We start from the raw sequence: 15255 nt of genomic DNA, 5'->3' as shown, positions 1-15255 counted from the left end.
CTGCTCATCGCAACTCCACCAGACTGGACAGGGACCGTTATGGGTATTGCACTAAGTCTTTTCGTCGCACTGACCGTAGCCATTCTTTTCATGGGCTTCAAAGTGGTGCCTCAGGGTTTTGAATGGACGGTCGAACATTTCGGCCGTTACACCAACACCCTCAAACCAGGCTTGAACATCATCATTCCGGTGATGGACCGCATCGGTCGCAAGATCAATGTGATGGAAAGCGTGCTGGACATCCCGCCTCAGGAAGTCATCACCGCCGACAACGCCACCGTGCAAATCGACGCCGTGTGCTTCTTCCAGGTGGTCAACACCGCCCAGGCCGCCTATGAGGTGAACAACCTCGAACACGCCATCCGCAATCTGCTGCAAACCAATATCCGTACCGTGCTTGGCTCCATGGAGCTGGACGCGATGCTCAGTCAACGCGACAACATCAACGAAAAACTGCTGCGCACCGTTGATGAAGCCACGGCACCGTGGGGCATCAAGATCACCCGAATCGAGATCAAGGACATCAGCCCTCCCGCCGACCTGATGGCCGCCATGTCCGGCCAAATGAAAGCCGAGCGGATCAAACGCGCACAGATTCTTGAGGCCGAAGGTTTGCGCGCCTCGGCGATCCTCACCGCCGAAGGCAAAAAGCAGGCACAAATTCTGGAAGCCGAAGGTAGCCGTCAGGCGGCGTTCCTCGAAGCCGAGGCCCGGGAGCGTCAGGCCCAAGCCGAAGCCCAAGCCACCAAAGTGGTGTCCGAAGCCATCGCCGGCGGTAACGTGCAGGCGGTCAATTACTTCGTTGCGCAGAAGTACATCGATGCCTTGGGCAAACTGGCATCGGCCAACAACAGCAAAGTGATCCTGATGCCGCTCGAGGCAAGTTCGATGATCGGCGCAGTCGGCGGCATTGGCGAAATCGTCAAAGCCACGTTCGACGGCAAGAAAGGCTGAGGTCGGTGCCTATGGAGCTGTTTTCGTTCTGGAGCTGGTTGGCCCTGGGCACGCTGCTGCTGATCCTCGAGGTGTTCGGGGCCGGTGGTTATCTGTTGTGGATCGGCATGGCAGCCGCCGCCGTCGGCGTGCTGACCTTCGTGATACCGGACCTGCCCTGGGAATTGCAGGTGTTGTTGTTTGCGGTCTTTTCAATCCTCACCGCCCTGTACTGGTGGAGACGTCAGCACAGCGTGGTACGGGCCAGCGATCAGCCGAATCTGAACCTGCGCGGACAGGAACTGATCGGCAAGGTGTTCGTGGTCAGCGAAGCGATTGTCGACGGCCGCGGCAAGATCAAGGTCGCCGACGGCGTGTGGATGGCCCGAGGGCCTGACACCGCATCCGGCAGCCGTGTTCGGGTGGTCGGTCAGCAAGGGGCGATTTTACTGGTGGAGCGGGCCGACTAACGTCACGGAACTCGATTGGGTTATTGGCAATCAAAGCCCGCAGTTAAAACCCAGTGGAGTCACCTTTTATGCGTCTCAAACTTGCTGTCGCTACCTTCGCCGTGTTGTCCCTTCAAGTCGGTTCGGCAATGGCTGATGACAGCTTTTTGCGTAACGTTCTTACTTCCGGTGCCACCACCGGTACCTCCTACCTGACCTCCAGGGATCACAAGTTGGTCGTCGCCGCCCAGGACGACGCCGGCAGCTTTGTCGCCAGTGACGGCGCCATTCGCGGCCCCTACCTGGAAGCCGCCATGCAGAAAGTCCGCGCCGATAACCCTGGCCTGCAAGCCACGGACATGGAACTGGCGAACGCCATCCTGGCGAAGAATGCCATCGCCTCGAAATAAGGTTCGTTGCTGAACAAAAATGCCGCTCACATGAGCGGCATTTTTTTTGCCCCTTAATTGTCGATGATCGCTCCCACGCTCCGCGTGGTAGCGCCGCCATGGACGCTCTGCGTCCGCTCTTGGGACGCGGAGCGTCCCGGGATGCATTCCCACGCAGAGCGTGGGAACGATCAGCCTCCCTCTGTCAGCGGTATTCGTCCACCGGCACACACGCGCAAAACAGATTGCGGTCACCGTAGACATTGTCCACACGGTTCACCACCGGCCAGTACTTATGGGCCTTGGTGTGAGCATCCGGCGTCACCGCCCGCTCGATGCTGTACGGCCGCTCCCAAACCCCGGTGATGTCGGCCAAGGTATGCGGCGAGCGTTTCAGCGGGTTGTCCTCTGCCGGCCAGTTGCCGTTCTGCACCTCGGTGATTTCCGCGCGGATACTCAGCATCGCGCCGATAAAACGGTCCAGCTCCGCCTTCGATTCACTCTCGGTCGGTTCGACCATCAACGTCCCCGGCACCGGGAATGACATGGTCGGCGCATGGAAGCCGTAGTCCATCAGGCGTTTGGCAACGTCCTCTTCACTGATGCCGGTCTGCGCCTTGAGCGGTCGCAAATCGAGAATGCACTCGTGGGCCACTCGCTCGTTGCGCCCGGTGTAGAGCACTGGAAATGCGCCGGCCAAATGCTGCGCCAGGTAATTCGCGGCGAGAATCGCCACCTCGCTCGCATCCGCCAGTTGCGGCCCCATCATCGCGATGTACATCCAGCTGATCGGCAGAATGCTTGCACTGCCCCAAGGTGCCGCGCTCACTGCGCCGTTTTCCGGCAGCGGGCCATCGATTGGCACTACCGGGTGATTGGCAACAAACGGTGCCAGGTGCGCCCGAACGCCGATCGGGCCCATCCCCGGTCCGCCACCGCCGTGGGGAATGCAGAAGGTTTTGTGCAGGTTCATGTGCGACACGTCGGCACCGATGTCTGCCGGCCGTGCCAATCCAACCTGCGCATTAAGGTTGGCGCCATCCATGTACACCTGACCGCCATGACTGTGGATAACTTCACAGATTTCACTGATGCCTTCCTCGTAGACCCCGTGAGTCGACGGATAGGTCGCCATCAGGCAGGCGAGTTTATCCCCCGCCTCCGTGGCCTTTTCCTTCAGATCATCCAGATCGACATTACCGCCCTCGTCGCACTCGACGATCACCACCCGCATCCCGGCCATTTGCGCCGAAGCCGGATTGGTGCCGTGGGCCGAGGACGGGATCAGGCAGATATTCCGCGCGCCCTGATGGCGGCTCTCGTGATATTTGCGAATCGCCAACAATCCAGCGTATTCGCCTTGAGCGCCCGAGTTGGGCTGCATGCAGATCGCATCGAAACCGGTGATCGCGCAGAGCCAGCGCTCCAGTTCCGCGATCATCAAGGAATAACCCACCACCTGCTCTTTCGGCACGAACGGATGCAGGTTGGCGAACTGTGGCCAGGTGATGGGGATCATCTCGCTGGTGGCATTGAGCTTCATGGTGCAGGAGCCCAGCGGGATCATCGATTGGTTGAGTGCCAGGTCTTTGTTTTCCAGTTGCTTGAGGTAACGCAGCATTTCGGTTTCGCTGTGATGAGCGTTGAACACCGGATGACGCAGATAAGGCGTACTGCGCTGCAACCCGGCAGGAATACCGGACACCAGGGTTTCAGCGTCCAGTTCGTCGACGTTGAGCCCATGGTCGGCACCCAGGAACACATCGAACAGCTTCGCCACGGTGGTTTCATCACAGGTTTCGTCGAGGCTCAGGCCCAACTGCCCACGGCCGAGAATGCGCAAGTTGATCTGCGCCGCCAGGGCACTTTCGATGATCGCGGTCTGAGTGCCACCGACCTCCAGGGTCAGGGTGTCGAAGAAATGTTGGTTGAGACGAATGATCCCATGACGCTCCAGGCCGGCAGCGAGGATGCAGGTCAGTCGATGGACGCGTTGGGCAATCCGTTTGAGCCCTTCCGGGCCGTGGTAGACCGCGTAGAAACTGGCGATATTGGCCAGCAGCACCTGGGCGGTACAGATGTTGGAGTTGGCCTTCTCCCGGCGGATATGTTGCTCGCGGGTTTGCAGGGCCATGCGCAGGGCAACGTTGCCGCGAGCATCTTTCGACACGCCGATGATCCGCCCGGGAATCGCCCGTTTGTATTCATCGCGACTGGCAAAAAACGCCGCGTGGGGACCGCCGTAACCCATGGGCACGCCGAAGCGCTGGGACGAACCGAACACCACGTCGGCGCCCAGCTCCCCCGGCGGGGTCAGCAACAGCAGGCTTAGCAGATCGGTCGCCACACAGGCCAAGGCTTGCTGGGCATGTAGATGATCGATCAATGGGCGCAGATCGCGCACTTCACCGTGGGTGTCTGGATACTGCAGCAGAGCGCCGAATACCTGGTGCTGTTTCAAGTTATCCACAGCGTCGACGATCAGGTCGAAACCGAACCCTTCGGCCCGGGTTCGCACCACGGAAATCGTCTGCGGGTGGCAATTCTCATCGACGAAAAACAGGTTACTTCTGGATTTGGCCACGCGCTTGGCCAGCGCCATGGCCTCGGCTGCCGCCGTGGCTTCATCCAGCAGCGAGGCGTTGGCCAGTTCCAGGCCGGTCAGGTCGATGGTCAGCTGCTGGAAATTCAGCAACGCTTCGAGCCGGCCTTGAGCGATCTCTGGTTGATAGGGTGTATAGGCGGTGTACCAACCGGGATTTTCCAGCACGTTGCGCAGGATGACGGCCGGCGTGAGGGTGCCGTGGTATCCCATGCCGATCAGACTGGTCCAGACCTGGTTCTGCTCGGCGTAGCCCCGCAGCTTGGCCAGCGCGGCTTCTTCGTCGAGGGCCGGTGGCAAGTCCAGCGGCCGGTTGAGGCGGATTCCCGGCGGCACCGTCTGCTCGATCAGCTCGACCCGGCTACCAAGACCGAGGCTGTCGAGCATCGCCTGCTGCTCGGCGGCATCGGGGCCCAGATGGCGGCGCAGGAAGGTATTGGGGTCGCGTAACTGGCTCAAGGACGGCAACTGGGACATGACGGGCTCTCTCTTGACTGGCGCTCGGCGTCGATGCAATGCGGTCAAACCAGCATAGCAGTCGCTGCCGACAGCGAGCCTGTGGGGAGCTTGACACTTACCCTGTGGGAGCGGGCTTGCTCGCGAAAGCGGTGGGTCAGTCGCCCTATACGCTGAATGATTAATTGCTTTCGCGAGCAAGCCCGCTCCCACATTTAGTCCTCAGCGCATCAAGTTGGCAGATACAAAAAAGCCCCGGATAATCGGGGCTTTGAGGTAACGCTGAAGGCTTATTCGCCGATGGCAGCCTTGTAGGCAACTGCATCGAGCAGCAGATTGTCCAGTTCGGAGGTATCGCTTGGCTCGAGTTTGAAGAACCAGCTGTCATAAGGCGCGCTGTTGACCAGTTCAGGGTTGTTGGCCAACTCTTCGTTGACGGCAATGACTGTGCCGGAAACTGGCGAGTAGATATCGGAGGCAGCCTTGACCGACTCGACGACACCCGCAGCCTCGCCGGCAGCGAACACTTTGCCGATTTCCGGCAGCTCAACGAACACGACGTCACCCAAGGCTTCCTGAGCATGGTCTGAAATACCCACTTTCACGCCGCCATCATGGTCTAGACGGGCCCATTCGTGACTTTCGGCAAAACGCAGGTCGACAGGGATTTCGCTCATGTTCTGTGTCCTCAAGAAAAATGTCAGCGGTCATTGCCCGCCAAAAAAAGTTAGATCAAGGTTTTGCCGTGGCGTACGAAGGTCGGTTTGACCACTCGAACCGGGTACCACTTGCCACGGATTTCCACTTCGGCGCGGTCGGCGGTGGCCACCGGTACGCGCGCCAGTGCAATCGACTTGCTAAGCGTAGGAGAGAAACTACCACTGGTGATCTCCCCTTCGCCAACATCGGCGATGCGAACCACCTGATGCGCGCGTAAAACCCCACGTTCTTCCAGGACCAGACCCACCAGTTTGTGCTGTACGCCATTGGCCTGTTCGGCTTCCAGGGCAGTGCGGCCAATGAACTGGCGCGTGGCCGGTTCCCAGGCAATGCTCCAGGCCATGTTGGAGGCCAATGGCGAAACTTCTTGATGAATGTCCTGACCGTAGAGGTTCATGCCGGCTTCGACACGCAAGGTATCGCGCGCGCCGAGGCCTATCGGGGAAATACCCGCGCCCACCAGATCGTTGAAAAAGCCCGGTGCCTGGTCGGCGGGCAGCACGATTTCCAGACCATCCTCACCGGTGTAACCGGTACGCGCGATGAACCAGTCACCGTCAGTCTGACCTTCGAAATATTTGAGCTGCTGAATCAGCGTGCCACGGGACTGAGTCACCAGTTCGGCAATCTTGTGCCGGGCGTGAGGCCCTTGAATGGCCAGCATCGCCAGCTCGGAGCGCTCGTTGAGCCGCACATCGAAGTCACCGAGATGAGCCTGCATCCAGGCCAGATCCTGATTACGGGTGGAGGCGTTCACCACCAGGCGATAACCTTCCTCGAGGCGGTAGACGATCATGTCGTCGACGATGCCGCCGTGCTCGTTGAGCATGGCGCTGTACAAGGCACGGCCGGGGCTGTGCAGACGCTCGACGTCATTGGCCAGTAAATACTGAAGCCAGGCCTTGGCCTGGGGGCCGTCAACATCGATCACGGTCATGTGGGATACATCGAAAACCCCGCAATCGCGGCGCACCTGATGGTGTTCCTCGACCTGCGAGCCGTAATGCAGAGGCATATCCCAACCGCCAAAATCGACCATCTTCGCGCCGAGGGCGAGATGAAGGTCATACAGAGGCGTACGCTGTCCCATGGGTTTCTCCTTCCGGGCGTGGCGAAGGTGCGGACAGGCGCTGTACGGGTTGAAATGCCTTGAAATAAAAGGCTTTCAGCCGTTTCAGCGACCCGGTCTGAAAGACGGACCGCACCGAATGCCGCGCATTGTAGCCGCAAGGTGTAGGACTGACACCTACGTGTTTCGATGCGCCGAACGTCGGATCAATCCGATGACCGGTAATAACCCGACCAACACCAGGGTCAGTGCCGGCAACGAGGCCCTCGCCCACTCGCCCTCGCTGGTCATTTCAAAGATCCGCACCGCCAGCGTGTCCCAGCCAAACGGGCGCATCAGCAGGGTCGCGGGCATTTCCTTGAGCACATCGACGAACACCAGCAACGCCGCGCTCAACGTGCCCGGCAGCAGCAACGGCAGATACACTTTGAAAAACAGTCGTGGCCCACTGACGCCAAGGCTACGTGCTGCTTCGGGCAAAGAGGGCCGTATTCGCGCCAGGCTGCTTTCCAGCGGTCCATAAGCCACCGCGATAAAACGCACCAGATAGGCCAGCAACAACGCCGACAGACTGCCCAGCAGCAACGGTTTGCCCGCGCCGCCAAGCCATCCCGACAGCGGGATCACCAGTTCGCGATCCAGGTAACTGAACGCCAGCATGATCGACACCGCCAGCACCGAGCCCGGCAAGGCGTAGCCAAGGTTGGCCAGACTGATACCGGAACGGATCGCCCGGGTCGGCGCCAAGCGACGGGCAAAGGCCAGCACCAGAGCGACACTGACGGTGATCAACGCCGCTATGCCGCCCAGGTACAGGGTATGGATGATCAATCCGGTGTAACGCTCATCCAGATCGAAGCGCCCACGTTGCCAGAACCACACCACCAGTTGCAGCACGGGAATGACGAAAGCGCAGGCAAATACCAGACCGCACCAGCTCATGGCCGCCAGCGCCTTGACCCCGTGCAGGTGATACAACGCCTTGACTCGCGGTCGTTCGTTGCTCGCCCGATGGGCTCTGCGGGCACGGCGCTCGCCATACAGCACGACCATCACCACCAACAGCAACAGGCTGGCCAGTTGCGCAGCCGTGGAAAGACTGAAAAAGCCGTACCAGGTTTTGTAGATAGCGGTGGTGAACGTATCGAAGTTGAATACCGACACGGCACCAAAATCCGCCAGGGTTTCCATCAGCGCCAACGCCACTCCCGCGCCGATGGCCGGACGTGCCATCGGCAACGCCACGCGCCAGAACGCCTGCCATGGGGATTGCCCAAGGACTCGCGCTGCTTCCATCAAGCCTTTGCCCTGAGCCAGGAATGCGCTACGCGCCAACAAGTAAACGTACGGATAGAAAACCAGCACCAGCACCAGAATCACACCGCCGGTGGAGCGCACTCGGGGCAGCCTCAGGCCGCTGCCGAACCATTCGCGCAGCAAGGTTTGCACGGGGCCGGCAAAATCCAGCAGGCCGACAAAGACGAATGCCAGCACGTAAGCAGGAATCGCAAAGGGCAACATCAGCGCCCAGTCCAGCCAACGCCGCCCGGGGAATTCGCAGAGGCTGGTGAGCCAGGCCAGGCTGACGCCCAGCAGCGTTACGCCGAAACCGACGCCGAGGACCAGCGTGAGGGTATTGCCCAGCAGTCGCGGCATCTGGGTGTCCCACAGGTGGGACCAGATCTGCTGATCGATGGTTTGCCAGGAAAGAAGCAGGACACTCAGGGGCAGCAGGACCAGCGCAGCAATGGCGAAGACCAGGGGATACCAGCGGCGTTGGGCGGGGTGGGCCAAGGTAATTCTCTAGAAAATTTGGTGCCAACGCAGATCGTAGTCGGCCCCACTCTGTGGCGAGGGAGCTTGCTCCCGTTCGGCTGCGTAGCAGCCGCAGGAGGTTATCAGATCATCTCGATCGAGCGGAGTCCGATGCCTTCAGGATCGCTTCGCGACCCAACGGGAGCAAGCTCCCTCGCCACAGGCAAGCCTCTCGCCATAGTAACGGTGGCTTCAGTTCCAGCCGACCCGATCCATCATCCGGATCGCTTCCGCCTGACGCTTGCCGGCGATTTCTACCGGCAAGGTGTCGGCCACGAACTTGCCCCAACTCGCTACTTCAGCTGAAGGCTGAACGGCAGGGTTGGCCGGGAACTCCTGGTTCACGTCGGCGAAAATCTTCTGTGCTTCAGGCGTGGTCATCCATTCCACCAGCGCCTTGGCAGCTTGCGGATGCGGTGCGTGTTTGGTCAGGCCGATGCCCGACAGGTTGACGTGCACGCCACGGTCGCCCTGATTCGGCCAGAACAGCTTCACTGGCAGGTCCGGCTTCTGTTTGTGCAAACGGCCGTAGTAGTAAGTGTTGACGATGCCGACATCGCACTGACCGGCGTTGATCGCCTCCAGCACGGCAATGTCGTCGGAGAACACGTCGGTGGACAGGTTGTTGACCCAGCCCTTGAGGATCTTCTCGGTTTTCTCGGCGCCATGGACTTCGATCATCGTGGCGGTCAGGGACTGGTTGTAGACCTTCTTCGCCGTGCGCAGGCACAGGCGGCCTTCCCACTGCTTATCGGCCAGCGCCTCGTAGGTGGTCAGCTCACCGGGCTTCACCCGGTCGGTGGAGTAGGCGATGGTCCGCGCCCGCAGGCTCAGGCCGGTCCAGGCATGGGAGGAAGCGCGGTATTGCAGCGGGATGTTGGCATCGATCACCTTGGAAGTGAACGGCTGGAGAATGCCCATCTGCTCGGCCTGCCAGAGGTTGCCGGCGTCGACGGTCAGCAGCAGGTCGGCGGTGGCATTTTCGCCCTCTGCCTTGATCCGCTGCATCAGCGGCGCTTCCTTGTCGGTGATGAACTTCACCTGCACGCCGGTTTTCTGGGTGTAGGCATCGAAGACTGGCTTGATCAGCTCATCGATACGCGAGGAGTAAACCACCACCTCGTCGGCGGCCTGGGCGGCGGTGCTGCCAATCAGGGTCAGGGCCAGTGCGGTCAGTAGACGCTTGGGTGCCAACATGGAAGCGGTCTCTCGAATGGGGAAAGTGGGGCCAAATGATAAGGACTCACATTTCGCTTCTCAATCGAACAGTGAGTGGAGGAGTTACCGGATGTTGCATAACCGAGATTGATGGTGGATGTACCGACGCCTTCGCGGGCAAGCCGCGCTCCTACAGGGATTGGGTCAACCGCGACATTGGCAAACGACACAAAACCTGTAGGAGCGAGGCTTGCCCGCGAAGAGGCCATCAGCCCCAACGAAGATCTCAGGCCTTGGCCAACGCCGGCAAATCCCCAATCAACCCAAGCGCTTCACGGACGAACAACGCCTTGGCCTCAGGCATCTGGTCGACCATCTTCAACCCGGTATTGCGCAACCAGCGTACCGGCAATGGATCGGCCTGGAACAAGCGCTCGAACCCTTCCATCGCCGCCATCAATGCCAGGTTGTGGGGCATGCGCCGACGCTCATAGCGACTGAGCACTTTCACGTCCGCCAACCGTTCGCCGCGCGTGACCGCTTGCAGCAGCACTTCGGCCAGCACCGCGGCATCGAGAAAACCGAGGTTCACGCCCTGCCCGGCCAGCGGATGGATGGTATGGGCCGCGTCGCCGATCAGCGCCAGGCCTTCAGCCACGTAACGTTTTGCATGACGCTGACGCAGTGGCACACACAAACGCGGGTCGGCGCTGAGCACCGTGCCGAGACAGCCTTCGAAGGCCCGCTCCAGCTCCTTGCAGAAGCCTTCGTCATCCAGCGCCATCAGGCGCTCGGCTTCGCTCGGCGTGGTCGACCAGACGATCGAGCACCAATCCTTTTGACCATCCCGCTCCAGCGGCAGAAACGCCAGCGGGCCATTGTCGGTGAAACGCTGCCAGGCGGTCATTTGATGAGATTTTGAGCTGCGCACACTGGTAACGATCGCGTGATGCATGTAATCCCACTCGCGCGTCGCAACGCCGGTCAGGCGCCGAACGGCCGAGTTGGCGCCATCCGCCGCGATCACCAAAGGTGCCCGCAAGGTGCGGCCATCGGCCAGGGTCAGCAACCAGTCGTCACCGGAGCGGCGCATTTGTTCCAGACGCGCATTCGCCAGCATCCCGAGATCGCAGTCGTGCAGCCGGTCGAGCAAGGCGTCCTGAACCACGCGGTTTTCGACGATATGCCCGAGCACATCGGCGTGCACGCTGGTCGCCGAGAAATGGATTTGCCCGGTGCCGCTGCCGTCCCAGACGTGCATGTCCGTATAGGGGCTGCTGCGCCGGCTGACGATGCCATCCCAAACGCCCAGACGTTCGAGTATTCGCTGGCTGGCCGCCGACAAAGCGCTCACCCGCGGTTCGAACGGAGCCTGCCCATCGAAGGGTTTGACGCTCAGGGGACTACCGTCCAGCAGCAGGACTTCGAGCCCACTGTTTTGTAACGCCAGCGCCAGGGCACTGCCGACCATTCCGGCCCCGACAATCAGCAGATCTGCGCGCATTTCCATGCTTTAAGCCTGTCTCGCTTGCGGCTTGAGCCGCACATAAAGGTTTTTCTCGACCCGCGTCACCCAAGTGCTCGCGCCATCATGAATATCAACTTGCAGGTGCACCCTGCCTGGTTTTCGCTTAATCATCGGGACGCGTACCCAGGCCCATGGCCTGCCGGGCGAACCAGCGTTTGGCCGGCGGCAACAAATCGAGGCCAAGCAGGCCGATGTTGCGGCCCAGGGAAACCAGCGGCTGAGTGCTGCCGAACAACCGGGTGACCTGATCGGAGAAGCCCACGGTCAGGTTCTGATCCATGCGCTGACGCTCGCGGTAGGCCTGCAAGGTGGCGAAGTCGCCGGGCGCTGTCTCGCTGCCCAACAAACTGTCGGCCAGCGCCTGGGCGTCACGCAACGACAGGTTGAAACCCTGCCCGGCAATCGGATGCAGGCTGTGAGCGGCGTTACCGAGAATCGCCAGATGCGGGCGGACTTGTTCCTCGGCCTCGATCAGCGACAGCGGATACAAATGCCGTGCGCCGACCTGCTTCAGCGTGCCGAGGCGATAGCCGAATATGCCCTGTAGCTCAGTGAGAAAGCTGCGGTCATCAAGGGCTGCCAGCCGTTGCGCGTCCATGCCCAGACGGGTCCAGACCAAGGCGCAGCGGTTTTCCGGAAGCGGCAGCAAGGCCATCGGGCCGTCGTCGGTGAAGCGTTCGAAGGCCATGCCGTTGTGCGCTTCGCTGGGGGTGATGTTGGCGATCAGCGCGCTCTGGTTATACGGGCGTTTCTTGAGGCCGATCCCCAGTTGCTCACGCAAGCCGGAACGGCCGCCATCGGCGAGCACTGCAAGGTCGCATTCCAGGATGGTTTCATCGTTGAGCGTCAGACGATAGCCGTCGGTCAGCGGCTCCATGCGGGTAACTTCCGCCGGGCAGCGCCAACTGATCACGTCCTTGTCCAGACCTTGCCAGAGGCATTGGCCAAGCCAGGCATTTTCCACCACATAGCCTAGCGCCGGAACGCCCTCTTCCATCGCCGACAGTCGCGCGGTGGAGAAACGTCCACGATCGGAGACATGAATCTGCTTGATCGGCTCGGCGCGGCGGGAGATTTCCTGCCACACGCCCAACCGTTGATAAATCTGCCGTGCACCGAAGGACAGCGCCGAAGAGCGGGCGTCATAACTCGGTTGATAAGTGTCGCCGGGGGCAAACGGTTCGATCAGCACGATCTTCCAGCCACGGGCCTTGGCCCCGGCCTGCAACGCCAACGCCAAGCTGGCGCCAACCAGGCCACCGCCGATGATTGCCAGATTGACTCGACTCATGCCGCTTGTGTCCGTGTGGCAGCCATCAAGGCTTCGATCTCGGCGACCGTTTTCGGCACGCCGTTAGTCAGGATTTCACAACCGGTTTTGGTGACCACCACGTCGTCCTCGATGCGCACGCCAATGCCGCGCCATTTCTTCGCCACGTTCTGGTTGTCCGGCGCAATGTAAATACCCGGCTCGACCGTCAGCGCCATGCCGACTTCCAGCACGCGCCATTCGCCGCCGACCTTGTACTCGCCAACGTCGTGCACATCCATGCCCAGCCAGTGGCCGGCGCGGTGCATGTAAAACGCTTTATAGGCTTCGCTGGCGATCAACTCGTCGACGTCGCCCTGCAACAGGCCCAACTTCACCAGACCGGCGGTAATCACCCGGACCGTGGCTTCGTGTGCCTGATTCCAGTGTTTGTTCGGTGCGATTTCGGCAAACGCGGCTTCCTGGGAAGCCAGCACCAACTCGTAAATCGCCTTCTGCTCCGGTGAATACTTGCCATTGACCGGCCAGGTGCGGGTGATGTCGCTGGCGTAGCAGTCAATCTCGCAACCGGCGTCGATCAGCACCAGATCGCCGTCCTTGAGCACTGCGTCATTCTGCTGGTAATGCAGGATGCAACTGTTGCGCCCGGCGGCGACGATCGAGCCATAGGCCGGCATCTTCGCCCCGCCCTTGCGGAACTCGTAATCGAGCTCGGCTTCCAGGCTGAATTCATGCAAACCGGCACGACTGGCCTGCATCGCACGAATATGGGCCTGGGCGGAAATCCGTGCGGCTTCGCGCATTACCTTCACTTCTGCCGCCGATTTATACAGGCGCATGTCGTGAAGCAGATGATCCAGGGCAACGAATTCGTTCGGCGGCTGGGCGCCGAGGTGCGCTTTAGAGCGGATGACGTTGATCCAGTCCATCAGGTGCCGATCGAATTCCGGGTTGCTGCCCATGGCCGAGTACACCCGGTCACGGCCTTCGATCAGGCCCGGCAGGATGTCGTCGATGTCGGTGATGGGGAAGGCGTCATCGGCGCCGAAGTCGCGGATCGCGCCTTCCTGGCCGGCGCGTAGGCCATCCCACAATTCCCGTTCGGCATTACGTTCCCGGCAAAACAGCACGTATTCACCGTGCTCACGGCCGGGCATCAAGACGATGACGGCTTGAGGCTCGGGGAAACCGCTGAGGTACTGGAAGTCGCTGTCCTGACGGTAGACGTGCTCGACGTCACGGTTGCGGATGGCCACCGCGGCGGCAGGCAGGATGGCGATGCTGTTGGGTTCCATCTGCGCCATCAGCGCCTTGCGGCGACGGCTGTATTCCGATTTCGGGATATGAATCATGGGCAGATGGCTTTCCCTGGCACGCGATTAATGCAACGACGGTTTGGCGGCTGGCGGCACGTCGGCTTTCTTTGTTTCGGAGAACAGCAGCAGCGGCGCGACGCGCAGGTACTCCATCACTTCCATGTAGTCGCTTTCGCCGTCTTCGGACTCTTCCAGGGCATCTTGCACCTGGGAGATCGCCGCTAGATCCTGCAACACCTCGGTGGCTTCAGTGCTCAGCATGCTGCTGTCACGGCAGTTCAGGCCGAAACCGCTGAGGAAGCCCTGGCACCACTGACCCAGTGCAGCGGCGCGGTCAGCCAGTGGTGAGTCATCGGTCGGCAGCAGCAAAACGACGGTCACGTCGTCGCCGGTGAGTTCGCCTTTGACCATCTCTTGCAGGCCGATCAGGGCGTTGCGAACATTGTCCTGCGGCTCGCTTTCCAGCAGTTCGGCGGCATCGATCAACCACTCTTCGGCATTGAAACCGGCGCCGGCGCAACTGCGCCCGAGCAGCAGGCCATGCAGTTCGGCAGGCGAGACGTTGTGGCCGCTGGAAGTCAGCAGGGTGGCAAAGGCTTGATACGGGGAATTCGCAATGGTCATGGGCAGCTAGGCGCCAGACGGCGCTATGTCTAGAATGAAGGCCTTGTATCCTACATCGACAGACTCGCCAAGACTATTAAAGGCTGTCCGCCAGCTATCACGCATCAGACACAACCAGTGGACACAATGGAAGACACCGACCTGCAAGCGCTGATGGCCAGACTCGAGCTGCTAATTACTCGGGTCGAGCAACTAAAGAGTCAGAATGGACTCCTATTAGCTCAGGAAAAGAGCTGGCGCGAGGAACGCGCGCATCTCATTGAAAAAAATGAAATCGCCCGGCGTAAGGTCGAATCGATGATTTCGCGCCTCAAGGCCCTGGAGCAAGACTCATGAGTTCAAGCAATAGCGTTACCGTGCAGATCCTCGACAAAGAATATTCGATCATTTGCCCCCAGGAAGAGCGCAGCAACCTGGTGAGCGCTGCCCGTTATCTGGACGGCAAGATGCGCGAAATTCGCAGCAGCGGCAAAGTCATCGGCGCCGACCGCATCGCCGTGATGGCCGCGCTGAACATCACGCACGATCTTCTGCACAAGGAAGAACGCCCGGATGTGCAGGCCAGCGGATCGACCCGCGAGCAGGTTCGCGACCTGCTGGACCGCGTCGATCTGGTGCTGTCGACCGATCCGGATGTCACCAAGGGCTGAAACGCGAAACCGCTTGGGGTATACTCGCATCACTCCCTGGGGTGCTTGCCAGTTGACGACGTCCCTGAGCCGATTCGCACTACCCTGGAGGTTGCACGTTGGGCTGGTGTGCATGTCCGCTAGACGGAAAGCCTTAAAGCCTACTGCATCTTCCACCTTGAACTTTCGGGTTCAAGGGCTAAGTCGACAGCGGTTCATCCGGGGAGCCTGATTCCAGTCCGATGCCGGTTTAAATACCGGCATCGGCTTTTTTACGGGTACGCTTTAGTACTCGCA

14 protein-coding genes, 1 other RNA gene and 1 pseudogene are annotated in these 15255 nt (G+C 60.5%); 6 read left to right on the top strand and 10 right to left on the bottom strand.

The window, feature by feature from the left end; all coding sequences use genetic code 11:
* The first annotated feature begins 39 nt into the window (after positions 1 to 39).
* The 3 genes from PMI18_RS17595 (at position 40) to PMI18_RS17605 (ending at position 1792) form a co-directional block, all read left to right on the top strand.
* Positions 40 to 954, top strand: a complete 915-nt coding sequence (locus tag PMI18_RS17595; protein ID WP_007899436.1) for an SPFH domain-containing protein — start codon at positions 40 to 42, stop codon at positions 952 to 954.
* 11 nt (positions 955 to 965) lie between these two features.
* Positions 966 to 1403 carry an NfeD family protein gene (locus tag PMI18_RS17600; RefSeq protein ID WP_007899434.1) on the top strand — a complete coding sequence of 146 codons (438 nt, stop codon included), beginning with the start codon at positions 966 to 968 and terminating at the stop codon, positions 1401 to 1403.
* A gap of 68 nt (positions 1404 to 1471) precedes the next feature.
* Entirely contained in the window at positions 1472 to 1792 is a 321-nt protein-coding gene (locus PMI18_RS17605; RefSeq protein WP_007899427.1) for a DUF2388 domain-containing protein, read from the top strand.
* A gap of 184 nt (positions 1793 to 1976) precedes the next feature.
* Here the strand turns inward: PMI18_RS17605 and gcvP are convergent, their stop codons facing one another.
* The 10 genes and pseudogenes from gcvP to PMI18_RS17650 all read right to left on the bottom strand — a co-directional run bounded on the left by gcvP (position 1977) and on the right by PMI18_RS17650 (position 14329).
* On the bottom strand, positions 1977 to 4850 hold the full coding sequence (gcvP, locus tag PMI18_RS17610) for an aminomethyl-transferring glycine dehydrogenase (RefSeq protein WP_007899425.1): 2874 nt from the start codon (positions 4848 to 4850) through the stop codon (positions 1977 to 1979).
* 269 nt (positions 4851 to 5119) lie between these two features.
* Positions 5120 to 5506: a glycine cleavage system protein GcvH gene (gcvH, locus tag PMI18_RS17615; RefSeq protein WP_007899421.1), complete on the bottom strand. Its 387-nt coding sequence runs from the start codon at positions 5504 to 5506 to the stop codon at positions 5120 to 5122.
* 50 nt (positions 5507 to 5556) lie between these two features.
* Complete coding sequence (gene gcvT / locus PMI18_RS17620) at positions 5557 to 6639, bottom strand: glycine cleavage system aminomethyltransferase GcvT (RefSeq protein ID WP_007899420.1); 1083 nt, start codon at positions 6637 to 6639, stop codon at positions 5557 to 5559.
* A 156-nt stretch (positions 6640 to 6795) separates the two neighbouring features.
* Complete coding sequence (locus PMI18_RS17625; protein ID WP_007899419.1) at positions 6796 to 8412, bottom strand: ABC transporter permease; 1617 nt, start codon at positions 8410 to 8412, stop codon at positions 6796 to 6798.
* 213 nt (positions 8413 to 8625) lie between these two features.
* A complete protein-coding gene (locus PMI18_RS17630) occupies positions 8626 to 9630 on the bottom strand; it encodes an extracellular solute-binding protein (RefSeq protein WP_007899418.1) in 1005 nt (334 codons plus the stop codon).
* A gap of 247 nt (positions 9631 to 9877) precedes the next feature.
* Positions 9878 to 11095, bottom strand: a complete 1218-nt coding sequence (locus PMI18_RS17635) for a 2-octaprenyl-3-methyl-6-methoxy-1,4-benzoquinol hydroxylase (RefSeq protein WP_162831692.1) — start codon at positions 11093 to 11095, stop codon at positions 9878 to 9880.
* 9 nt (positions 11096 to 11104) lie between these two features.
* Positions 11105 to 11200 (bottom strand): annotated as a pseudogene (locus PMI18_RS31505) (tetrameric acyl-CoA thioesterase); the annotation flags it as partial.
* A 22-nt stretch (positions 11201 to 11222) separates the two neighbouring features.
* Positions 11223 to 12410, bottom strand: a complete 1188-nt coding sequence (gene ubiH / locus PMI18_RS17640; RefSeq protein ID WP_007899416.1) for a 2-octaprenyl-6-methoxyphenyl hydroxylase — start codon at positions 12408 to 12410, stop codon at positions 11223 to 11225.
* On the bottom strand, positions 12407 to 13741 hold the full coding sequence (pepP, locus tag PMI18_RS17645) for a Xaa-Pro aminopeptidase (RefSeq protein WP_007899407.1): 1335 nt from the start codon (positions 13739 to 13741) through the stop codon (positions 12407 to 12409). The genes ubiH and pepP overlap by 4 nt, the downstream gene beginning before the upstream one ends.
* 27 nt (positions 13742 to 13768) lie before the next feature.
* Positions 13769 to 14329, bottom strand: a complete 561-nt coding sequence (locus tag PMI18_RS17650; RefSeq protein ID WP_007899406.1) for a YecA/YgfB family protein — start codon at positions 14327 to 14329, stop codon at positions 13769 to 13771.
* Positions 14330 to 14455: 126 nt separating this feature from the next.
* Between PMI18_RS17650 and PMI18_RS17655 the strand changes: the two genes are divergently transcribed.
* The 3 genes from PMI18_RS17655 (at position 14456) to ssrS (ending at position 15188) form a co-directional block, all read left to right on the top strand.
* Positions 14456 to 14665, top strand: coding sequence for a TIGR02449 family protein (locus PMI18_RS17655; RefSeq protein ID WP_007899405.1), 210 nt, complete (start codon positions 14456 to 14458; stop codon positions 14663 to 14665).
* Positions 14662 to 14979 carry a cell division protein ZapA gene (locus tag PMI18_RS17660; RefSeq protein WP_007899404.1) on the top strand — a complete coding sequence of 106 codons (318 nt, stop codon included), beginning with the start codon at positions 14662 to 14664 and terminating at the stop codon, positions 14977 to 14979. The genes PMI18_RS17655 and PMI18_RS17660 overlap by 4 nt, the downstream gene beginning before the upstream one ends.
* A gap of 30 nt (positions 14980 to 15009) precedes the next feature.
* A non-coding RNA gene (gene ssrS, locus PMI18_RS30215) (6S RNA) lies at positions 15010 to 15188 on the top strand.
* The last annotated feature ends 67 nt before the right edge of the window (positions 15189 to 15255 follow it).

The organism is Pseudomonas sp. GM102 (genome assembly GCF_000282555.1).
In the GTDB taxonomy this organism is placed as follows: Bacteria; Pseudomonadota; Gammaproteobacteria; order Pseudomonadales; family Pseudomonadaceae; genus Aquipseudomonas.
Note: the sequence above shows the minus strand (reverse complement) of the source record. Positions and strands in the feature narration are given on the sequence as shown.

What these genes read in the sequence shown, in the direction of transcription:
- PMI18_RS17595 (WP_007899436.1), top strand. Translation starts at nt 40, where the DNA reads ATGGGTATTGCACTAAGTCTTTTCGTCGCACTGACCGTAGCCATTCTT.
- PMI18_RS17600 (WP_007899434.1), top strand. Translation starts at nt 966, where the DNA reads ATGGAGCTGTTTTCGTTCTGGAGCTGGTTGGCCCTGGGCACGCTGCTG.
- PMI18_RS17605 (WP_007899427.1), top strand. Translation starts at nt 1,472, where the DNA reads ATGCGTCTCAAACTTGCTGTCGCTACCTTCGCCGTGTTGTCCCTTCAA.
- gcvP (WP_007899425.1), bottom strand. Translation starts at nt 4,850, where the DNA reads ATGTCCCAGTTGCCGTCCTTGAGCCAGTTACGCGACCCCAATACCTTC.
- gcvH (WP_007899421.1), bottom strand. Translation starts at nt 5,506, where the DNA reads ATGAGCGAAATCCCTGTCGACCTGCGTTTTGCCGAAAGTCACGAATGG.
- gcvT (WP_007899420.1), bottom strand. Translation starts at nt 6,639, where the DNA reads ATGGGACAGCGTACGCCTCTGTATGACCTTCATCTCGCCCTCGGCGCG.
- PMI18_RS17630 (WP_007899418.1), bottom strand. Translation starts at nt 9,630, where the DNA reads ATGTTGGCACCCAAGCGTCTACTGACCGCACTGGCCCTGACCCTGATT.
- PMI18_RS17635 (WP_162831692.1), bottom strand. Translation starts at nt 11,095, where the DNA reads ATGCGCGCAGATCTGCTGATTGTCGGGGCCGGAATGGTCGGCAGTGCC.
- ubiH (WP_007899416.1), bottom strand. Translation starts at nt 12,410, where the DNA reads ATGAGTCGAGTCAATCTGGCAATCATCGGCGGTGGCCTGGTTGGCGCC.
- pepP (WP_007899407.1), bottom strand. Translation starts at nt 13,741, where the DNA reads ATGATTCATATCCCGAAATCGGAATACAGCCGTCGCCGCAAGGCGCTG.
- PMI18_RS17650 (WP_007899406.1), bottom strand. Translation starts at nt 14,329, where the DNA reads ATGACCATTGCGAATTCCCCGTATCAAGCCTTTGCCACCCTGCTGACT.
- PMI18_RS17655 (WP_007899405.1), top strand. Translation starts at nt 14,456, where the DNA reads ATGGAAGACACCGACCTGCAAGCGCTGATGGCCAGACTCGAGCTGCTA.
- PMI18_RS17660 (WP_007899404.1), top strand. Translation starts at nt 14,662, where the DNA reads ATGAGTTCAAGCAATAGCGTTACCGTGCAGATCCTCGACAAAGAATAT.